Raw genomic sequence first — 8,753 nt, 5'->3', positions numbered from 1 at the left:
GAAAGGGATTGGGCAAAGATGGTTCAAAACGCAAAGGAAACGCCTCCAGAACCGAGCCTGTTTGATTAGGGGGCTTACTTTTGGGAAAGAAAACCCCGAAGTCCTATTTATGAGGGCTCCGGGATGATAAATTGTGCGCTTTAGAGTTTTAGCGGACAGCAATAATCTTTTTTAAACTCTGCGGAAGCATTTCATGATTTTCTGTTACTTTTGCACGGGACACACAAAGCGCAACGGCTTGCCTGTCCCCTCCGGCGGATGAACACGCATTCATTTCTCCGCACGCCGACAACCGTCAGAATGCCATGTTTCACCTTCAAAACAGTATTACGCGCAGCGTCTTTTGCCACCACTTGCCTCGCGATGATGAAAGATTGCACGCTTTTAACCACATGAGAAAGTCATTTCTATTCCTCGTTCTTTTCTTGGGATTCCACACCGCTTGGGGACATGATGCGGAGATTGACGGAATCTTCTACAATCTGACTTCGTGGAACAAAACAGCCACAGTGACCTTTAAAGGGGAAAAGTATAACACTTTTACCAATGAGTACGCCGGAGATGTTGTGATTCCGGAGAGCATAACCGTGGGTGGCACGACCTATTCCGTCACAAGTCTGGGTTATTCTTGTTTCAGAGGTTGCAGCGCCATGACCTCCATCTCCATTCCAAACACCGTCACGAGTCTGGACACCTTTTGCTTCTACAACTGCACCGGTCTAACCTCCATCACCGTTCCCTCGTCCGTCACGAGTTTGGGTAGTTCCTGTTTCAGAAATTGCAACAACGTGACCTCCATCACCATTCCCGAATCCGTCACAAGTTGGGGAGATTATTGTTTGGCATACTGCAGCAGTCTTACCTCCATCTCCATTCCCCAAACCGTCACAAGCCTTGGTACCTATTGCTTAAGCTTTTGCACGGGTCTGTCCTCCATCACCATTCCCTCGTCCGTCACAAATGTGGGTTATGCATGCTTCGAAGGCTGCAGCGCTTTGACCTCCCTCATCATGCTCCCGACGACGCCTCCCTCCGCCGGCGACAAGATTTTTTACAACACGCCCATGGAGACTGTCTATGTGGTGGATGAAGACGCCAAGACGCGCTATCAGGCAAAAACGCCTTGGAATGCCTACGAAGTTGTGGTCATGGAAGCGGGAATTGACGACCTGAAACTGGAAAAGGATGCTCCCGCTGTGGTGGGTTGCTACGACCTGAGCGGGAAAAAACTCAGCGGCAAGCCACGCGGCATCGTCGTCAAGCGCTACGCCGACGGCAGTTCGCGCAAAGTGATGGTGAAATAAGCTTCCGCACTCAACGCCTCCAGCACTGGCAGGTCTCATGAAAATCCGCATACTAAAAGCAGGAGGGACGCACTCAACGCGTCTCTCCTGCTTTTTGAACGCCTTGGGAATCATACTCCCAAGGCGTGGGAGGAAAACTCCCAAGGCGTGGGAGGAAAACTCCCAAGGCGTGGGAGGAAAACTCCCAAGGCGTGGGAGGAGAACTCCCAAGGCGTGGGAGGAAAGCTCCCAAGGCGTGGGAGGAAAGCTCCCAAGGCGTGGGAGGAAAACTCCCAAGGCGTGGGAGGAAAACTCCCAAGGCGTGGGAGGAGAACTCCCAAGGCGTGGGAGGAAGACTCCCAAGGCGTGGGAGGAAAGCTCCCAAGGCGTGGGAACATCGGCGGCTCGCCCTACTTCTTTCCCTTCTTGCTGCCTTTTGCGTCGAAGTTGTAGGTGAAGGAGAGGCGCACCCAGTGGTGGAGGTTTTGGGTGGTGCTTTCCGTGCGCTCGGTGGCAGACTGCGTGGCGCTGTACCAGCGCTGTTGGTTCAGTATGTCGTCGAACTCCAACTCCACATTGCCCTTGCCGTGGAGCACCTTGCAGTACAAGGTGAACGACCAGTCGGGACGGGCACGGTTCATGTCCGTGGCGGAGTAGCCCTTGTGTCCTTCAAGTTCGAGGTTCGTCTCGGCAGTCAAAATCTTCCACTTGTAGCGGGCGGTGAACTCAAGGCCATAGTCCGTCAACGACTGATTGCTTGCGGCTTGCGGCGCATAGCGCAGGCGGTTGAAACGATAGGACGCTCCCAACTTCAAAAGGAGCTTGTCCTGCTCGAACGAGATGGTGGGACTGTCTTCGATGAAGAAGCACTTGCGGAGGTTGGGGGCGGCAGTGGCGGCATCATAGTCAGCGGTGAGGAAACCGTGGCTGCGCTGATGACCCGCTTTCAGAATGTTCTGCAGACGCACATAGTCGCCCGCTGCCTGCTCATAACTCACCCTTCCGTTCCACTCCGTGCCGCTTCCGGTGTTCGCCATCATGCGGCGGTAGGCACCCGTTTGCTCATTATAGAAATACATCGCGCTCAGCGGATGCAACCGGCGGTCGTAGTTCAGCGAGAGCGAAAAAACGCGCTGCTGCTTCGTGATGTTGGCAAAGTAGCGCAAACCGGCGCTGTGGCGGTGCGTGCGGCGCAGCAGCGGGTTGCCCTGCGACACAAAGAGCGGGTTGATGTCATCGACGTAGGGGACGGTTTCGAGCAAATCGGGCAGGTCGGTGCGGAGCGAGTAGTCCGCCTCCACGGACTGACCGCGCTTCACTTTCCAGCGCATCGTCATTTGCGGTTGCCACAGGTTCTCGTAGCGTTGTCTATCGACGTCGAGCACCCCTCGAACGTAGGTCAGATGCTCGCGCCGGTGCTGCAACTGCACCTGCGGCATGAGGCTCACGGGACCAAGGTTCAGCGTGGCGGCGAGTGTAGCGTCGTGCCGGTCGGAGGTCTGACGGCGACGATAACTGTTGGGGTCGGTCGTCTCACCCTCCTCATCGGCATTGGGAGCGGCGGCAGCGTCGGTCACGCTGTGCTGCTGGCGGTCATTGTCGCGGGAGTGGGTGAACTCATATCCCATCTTCAACAGCAGTTTTTTGCCGAGCCACACCTGATAGCGCGCATCGGCAGAAGTCTTGAGGCTTTGTTCGGGACGGTGGTCGGTTTCGTAGCGCAACTCGTTCGCTTCGGGGTCATAGCGGAAGCGCAGGTCGCGCTCGGCAAGGACGTCGCTCGTGCGGTCGGTGAAGGAGACGGAAGCGCCGACGTTCAGTTGCCCCTTCTTGGGAAGCAGACGCCGCACGCCCAGACTGGCATTGGCATTCATCGCCTCCTTCCACGTGGTGGTGCGATAGAGCGAGCGCGAGGTGGGGGCGCCGTCGGCATCGGCGAGGTTTTCGGTGGCAAAGGCTTGGTCAAGCGGATGACGGGAGAAGGCGTAGGGGTCGCCGTCATAGACCGCGTTGCGCTGCCGTTCCGTATTTCTCGATTTCTCGTATGACCAGCCGCCGCGCACCGTAATCCACGTGACACTGTCGGGAAGGAACTGACCGTAGAAGGAAACCTCGGGTTTCGACTTGTGCTCATAGTTCCTGTTTTCCGTCAGACTGAAGGTGCGGTCTGCCCCCGGCATGAAGGTCTCGCGGCTCTCGCTGCTTGTGCCCCAGCCGTCGGTGTGCTGCCCCTGGGCGTTGACGGAGAAGAAGTTCTTCAGCGTGGCGTTGCCGTCCTTCCCCAGCCACTGGTGTTTGTAGCCGACGGAGCCGAACTGCTGCTTGCCGAAGGGAGAAGTCGAACCCATTGACATACCGCCGAAGCTTCTGTTGGACACCTGCCGATTGATGTTGTTGAAGTTGCCATACGCCATCAGCGGATTGGCGTCGGAGAGATACATGGCGTCGAGGCGTGCCAAATATCCCTTCTCCGTTTGATAGGCTCCCTCCACCTTGCCATACCACTTTTCAAGAAAACCCGGCTTCACCTGAATGTCGAGCACGTGGTCTTCCTCGCCGTCGTCGAGTCCGGTGTGGTCTTTCTGCTTGCTCCCCTTGTTGTAGGCTTTGATGCGGTCCACCGCCTCGGCGGGCAGACGCTCCTGCAGCAGCGTGTTGTCGGCAAACATTTCTTCGCCGTTCACGAGGATGCGCACGGGTTTGTCCATCCAATAGAGTTTCCCGTCCTTCTGCGTCACGCCCGGCAACTGCTTGATGAGTTCGTCGAGACGCGCCCCCTCACTCAGATTGAAGGCGGCGGGGTTGAACACCACCGTGTCGCCCCGCATGACGAAGCGGCGTGCCTTGGCGGTCGCCACAGCGGTGCGCAACAGCACCTCCGACGGTTTCAAGGCGATGTCGCCGAGGTCGAGCGTGTCGGTACCCTCCATGGCGGCAAAACCGACCTTGCGCGGATGATAGCCCACGCAGGAGGCTTCGAGGCGGCAGTTGTAGCCCGCCACGTTGCAGGCGAAGCGTCCCAGGCTGTCGCAACGCAACTGATGGAACCCCATTGCGCTTTCGTGAATGGTGAGTATGCAGACTTCCACGTCGCTCAACACTTCACCCGATTGGGCATCGATGAAGCGCCCCGTCACGACGTCGGCGGCAGCACTGAGGCAGCCGAGCAGCAGAAGAAGGCTGAAGAAAATGCGTCTCATGAAATTTCGTTTCTATACAATATTATATATATAATGGGAGATTCTCCGGAATGACTCATTTAAGGAGAATCTAATCTTTGGAGTTGGGGCAGTTGCTCACCGAGTTTTCACGGCTTCTCCTGCAGTTCACGGAGCAGTTGGTCCAGTTCTTCTTTGCTGACATTTTTGTCTTTCACAAATGCGCTGACAACGTCCATGTAGGAACCGGCGAAGAACTCTTGAATCACGCGCCCCAACGTGCGGCGACCATAGTCCGCACAAGAAACAAGGGGAATGTAGGCAAAGCCGCGACCGCGACTCTCATGCGTCAAATAGCCCTTCTTCTCCAGCGATTGAAACGAGGTGGCAACCGTATTGACGTGGGGGCGCGGCTCGGGATAGCACGCCACCACATCGCGCGGTCCGCACGGTCGATTCAGTTTCCAAACGAAGGTCAGCACCTCTTCTTCTTTTGTTGTGAGTTTTTCCATTTATTAAAGTGTTTTTCCGCACGGCACGGTTAGCAACCGCCCCGTGCGGATTGGTGTATATTTTCTTATTCAAACTTCTTCGAGTGTGCTCATTTCATGCCCGCCTTTTGCAGAGCAGTGCGCACTTTGTCGGGCAGAGATTCGCTATAGCCGATGATGCACTCCACCTCATTGCCGTCTTTGTCAAAAATGCGATATTCCGGAATACCTTCCGCTGCGGCTCCAAGGTTTTCCCACTGTTCATTGGTGAGGCGATAGTGCTTCCCCTCGTGTTTGTCGATGGTATCCACCCAATCGCGATGAGGGCTCGTTTGATTGGTCACGTAGATGAACTCCACGTCGTCACGCCCGGCGAGTTCCTCTTTCAAAGGAACCATGGCCTTCATGCCCATGCGGCACGGTCCGCACCACGTTGCCCAAAAATCAATCACCAACAGCTTGCCCTTGTTTTGCTCCACAATGGCTTGCAGTGCAGTTTGTCCTTCACGCAGTTCGGGAAGAATCTGCACCTGTTCTTCCATTTTGCGTTCGGTTCTGTCAAGCAGGGCACGAAGTTGTTCGTTCTCGGTGCGCAACGAATCCACATAGAGCGGCGACAAGGCATGGAGCTGTTCGGGCGTGAGACAGTGCATCTCGTCCAATTGCTTCTTTGCGTCAGCCACCAGCTGACGCTGGCGAGCCCATTCGTAAGCAGCCCCTTCATGCACATTGTTGTGCTTCAAATAGGCATACCAGTCTGTAGCAATGGGATAGACATAGAGTGTGCGCAGGTCATCGTGGAAGAGCGAAAGTTCTGCAAAATGAGGGTCCGGCAGAGTGTCGGTTGCGGCACAGTCGCGGTCGTAGATTGCATCTGCATCAAGAGCATAACTGGTGCCTCTGGCGAAATAGGAAACCAACTGTCGCGTGCGCTCCATGGCATTCACATAGCAGTCCTCAGCGTAGAGATTGAGAAATTCTCGCTGTTGCGGCAGCAATGTCGTGTCGTCCGCCAACTGTTGGCGCCATTCCTGCAACAGAGCGTAATGGCTGGCACGCATCTTTTCCACCGTCAGCCCCGTGCTGTCCTGCCCGCGCAACTGTGTCAAACGCTCCACAAAAAGATTCTTCTGTATGCGTTCCAACCACTTTGTCAAGGCTTCACTCATTGCCGCCGTCTCACCTTGCATGTGAATATAGTGAACATTGGCTCCCAAGTCTTGCACGTGCCTTCCCACGGCATTGACATCGACATAGACGTGCAAATCGGTGCCGGGTGCGAGCACAGGAATAAACGACGCATAATTCAAAAATCTTGCCTGACAGGTGAAAGGTTCGCAAGCATCGAAGGTGTAAGTAGCTGTGTGACGGTCTGCCGACACGTCCGTCACGCACTCTGTTCGATAGCCCATCTTGTCAGCTCCCCAGTGAAAGAAACTCACACCACCGGCATCCAACTTGTCGGGCAGGCACTCACCCAACAAATGCAAGTGCAACCGTGCCTTGCCCCATCGGGGCGTGAAGGGCGGCAGAGTGGAGCGGTCGGCAGTGACGGTTGTGGCGGGCAGGGAGGAAGCGTAGGTTTTTCCGTCAAGACGTATGCCGAACACATCCCATGCTTGCACTGCTTTTTTCGCGTCAAGCGTGTCGGGATAACCCTCGGTGAAGTCAAAACTGCGTGTGCCCTTAGGCAAAGCGGGAAATGAGAGCACGACGCTGTCAAGCAGTTGTATGGGGTCGTAGTTCACCACGGTGTAGTACAAGTGGTCAAACTTCAACTGCTGTACTCCCACCACTCTCACCACACTGCCCTGCATGGCGCGGGTGAAGAGTTTACCGCTGCGGACAGGCAGTCGTTCACCCTTGTCTGTGACCAGAGCACAACTGGATGCCAACGTGTAGCAATCGAAATTCATGATTCGGAAACTGACTGTGGTGCTGTCGCCCACGACCCTCACGTCGTGAGGGATGAGACTGAAGGTATAACTGGCGGCAAAGGCAGGGCGGCTGATGTGCAGCGTTTCCTTCGCACTCTTGCGACGCTGCGCCGCACCCGGCAGCAACATAGCGCTTGCCAGAAGGAAAAATAAAATACGTTTCATGTGTTCGTTTTTTAAAAATACGCGCAGAAGAGCCGGCCGGACTTTTCCTTGTGTGGTTATGTGAGTATTGAGTGAGTATTGAGTGAGTATTCTTCTTATTCCTTATTATATATAGTCGTGACAGTGTAGAGATCCGTGCCATTCGTCACCAACCTGCGCTCCTCGGGCGGATTAACAGGGGGAGTTTCATCTGTATAGACCACCAGCACCTCGGCATCGACGCCATAGTGTTGTCGGGCATATAGGCGCGGAAGGGCTTTCAAACCGCTGTGGCTGCCCTGCTTCCCAAACGCCCAGACCGTGGCGTGCGCCTCATCAAAGTGGACTGCGGCATGGCGCGCAAAGGTTGCGGCGTCACAAGGAGTGTCGTTCACCCGATACTGCAAAGCGGAGACATCCGTCACCTCGTTGATGGTGACAATGGTGGTGTAGTTCTCGTCGGCGGGCAGTCCGAAATCGCTCGCCAACTTATCAATGCTCTCAGTGCACAGTCGGCGGGAGACATATTGCTCCGCCGCTTCCTCCGACTTCGCGTCGGCTGGCAATGCAGGCTCAGCCACTTCGGACAGCTCGACAAATTCAGTGGGCGGCTCGACAGCAGAAGGAAATGCTACAGCTGATTCGGCAATGGCGGACGCAGTCATCGGCGGCAGCACTTGCTGCACCGCGTGCATCACCTCGGCAGGCACCGCCAGACAAAACGCCATCAGAAAGACCGCGGGCAACAGAAGCAGGACGCGCCAGGCGACGACAGGACGGCTGCGACGAGCATAGAGCATGCGCAACCGACGCTTGATTTGGGAGGCTCGCCATCCATGCACTGCACAGAACGGATGCGGATTTACTACTTTTTGAACAAGCAGCGTGCCGTAAAGTTTCCGCGCCACGCCATGCTGAACCACGTCGGCATCGGCTTGAAACTCGTGAAGCGCTTCGAGATCGGCACGCAGCCACCACGCCGCAGGACAGAACCACCACAAACGCGCTGCCACATCGCAAAGCAAACGGTCCGGCGTGTGGCACAAACGAATGTGGGCGAGCTCATGACGCAACAAAGGAAAACGGAGACGGCTCGAAGAATGCGCGGCATCATGCACGGTGGTTTCCCTATCGGCGCGGAGGTCGGCAGGGCTGAGTACCACCGTGCGCCCCCAACTGATGGGAGACGCCACAGCGGGATGGACATAGACCCGGACTTTCCCCACGCGAAACGCTCGAAGGCTTTGACACAACAACTGAGCGTAGTGAAGAAGCGAAAGCAAATAGCGAAGCAGAAGCACGAATGTCACGAGGCAGTAAAGAAAAAGCAGCGCTTCTCCCACCGTGAACGGAAGCGCTGTTTCGGTTGTTGCAGGCTCTGTTTGCTGCAAACTCACCCATTGCACACGCTGAACGGTCGGCGCAGACGAGAGCGTCCGGCAAATTGTGTTTTCAATGTGGCGGAAATGCGCCAGCACGCTGTTCCCTTCGGACAAAGTCAGGCGAAACGCCGGCAACAAAAGACTGCACGTCACCACCAACAGCAGCACCGCCCGTGAGAGAGCATGCAACGTGGTGCGTCGCAACGTAACGAAATAGAGGAAATATAAAACGCTGAGCACAAAACTGCTCTGCAAAAGGAATATCAGCATAAGCGTTCCGTTTAAAGGGCGTACAAATCGCCAAATCGCGGTGCAAATATAGAACGATACTTTTAGTTGAACTCTATTTTCGACGATT

5 protein-coding genes are annotated in these 8,753 nt (G+C 55.6%); 1 reads left to right on the top strand and 4 read right to left on the bottom strand.

Annotation, left to right across the window (positions count from 1 at the left end):
* Window positions 1-392: 392 nt before the first annotated feature.
* Window positions 393-1,304 carry a leucine-rich repeat domain-containing protein gene (locus I6E40_RS06355; protein ID WP_235386183.1) on the top strand — a complete coding sequence of 304 codons (912 nt, stop codon included), beginning with the start codon at window positions 393-395 and terminating at the stop codon, window positions 1,302-1,304.
* Between the two features lie 389 nt (window positions 1,305-1,693).
* Here I6E40_RS06355 and I6E40_RS06350 read toward each other — a convergent pair whose 3' ends face one another.
* The 4 genes from I6E40_RS06350 to I6E40_RS06335 all read right to left on the bottom strand — a co-directional run bounded on the left by I6E40_RS06350 (window position 1,694) and on the right by I6E40_RS06335 (window position 8,665).
* Entirely contained in the window at window positions 1,694-4,483 is a 2,790-nt protein-coding gene (locus I6E40_RS06350) for an outer membrane beta-barrel protein (RefSeq protein WP_235386181.1), read from the bottom strand.
* Window positions 4,484-4,590: 107 nt separating this feature from the next.
* Window positions 4,591-4,953, bottom strand: a complete 363-nt coding sequence (locus I6E40_RS06345; RefSeq protein ID WP_235386180.1) for a BlaI/MecI/CopY family transcriptional regulator — start codon at window positions 4,951-4,953, stop codon at window positions 4,591-4,593.
* Between the two features lie 89 nt (window positions 4,954-5,042).
* Window positions 5,043-7,034, bottom strand: coding sequence for a TlpA family protein disulfide reductase (locus I6E40_RS06340; protein WP_235386178.1), 1,992 nt, complete (start codon window positions 7,032-7,034; stop codon window positions 5,043-5,045).
* Window positions 7,035-7,129: 95 nt separating this feature from the next.
* Complete coding sequence (locus I6E40_RS06335) at window positions 7,130-8,665, bottom strand: hypothetical protein (protein WP_235386176.1); 1,536 nt, start codon at window positions 8,663-8,665, stop codon at window positions 7,130-7,132.
* Between the last annotated feature and the right edge of the window lie 88 nt (window positions 8,666-8,753).

The sequence above is a fragment of the Prevotellamassilia timonensis genome, assembly GCF_021531665.1.
In the GTDB taxonomy this organism is placed as follows: domain Bacteria; phylum Bacteroidota; class Bacteroidia; order Bacteroidales; family Bacteroidaceae; genus Alloprevotella.
The sequence above is the reverse complement of the archived record's forward strand: the minus strand, read 5'-3'. Positions and strand labels throughout refer to the sequence as shown.

What these genes read in the sequence shown, in the direction of transcription:
- I6E40_RS06355 (WP_235386183.1), top strand. Translation starts at nt 393, where the DNA reads ATGAGAAAGTCATTTCTATTCCTCGTTCTTTTCTTGGGATTCCACACC.
- I6E40_RS06350 (WP_235386181.1), bottom strand. Translation starts at nt 4,483, where the DNA reads ATGAGACGCATTTTCTTCAGCCTTCTTCTGCTGCTCGGCTGCCTCAGT.
- I6E40_RS06345 (WP_235386180.1), bottom strand. Translation starts at nt 4,953, where the DNA reads ATGGAAAAACTCACAACAAAAGAAGAAGAGGTGCTGACCTTCGTTTGG.
- I6E40_RS06340 (WP_235386178.1), bottom strand. Translation starts at nt 7,034, where the DNA reads ATGAAACGTATTTTATTTTTCCTTCTGGCAAGCGCTATGTTGCTGCCG.
- I6E40_RS06335 (WP_235386176.1), bottom strand. Translation starts at nt 8,665, where the DNA reads ATGCTGATATTCCTTTTGCAGAGCAGTTTTGTGCTCAGCGTTTTATAT.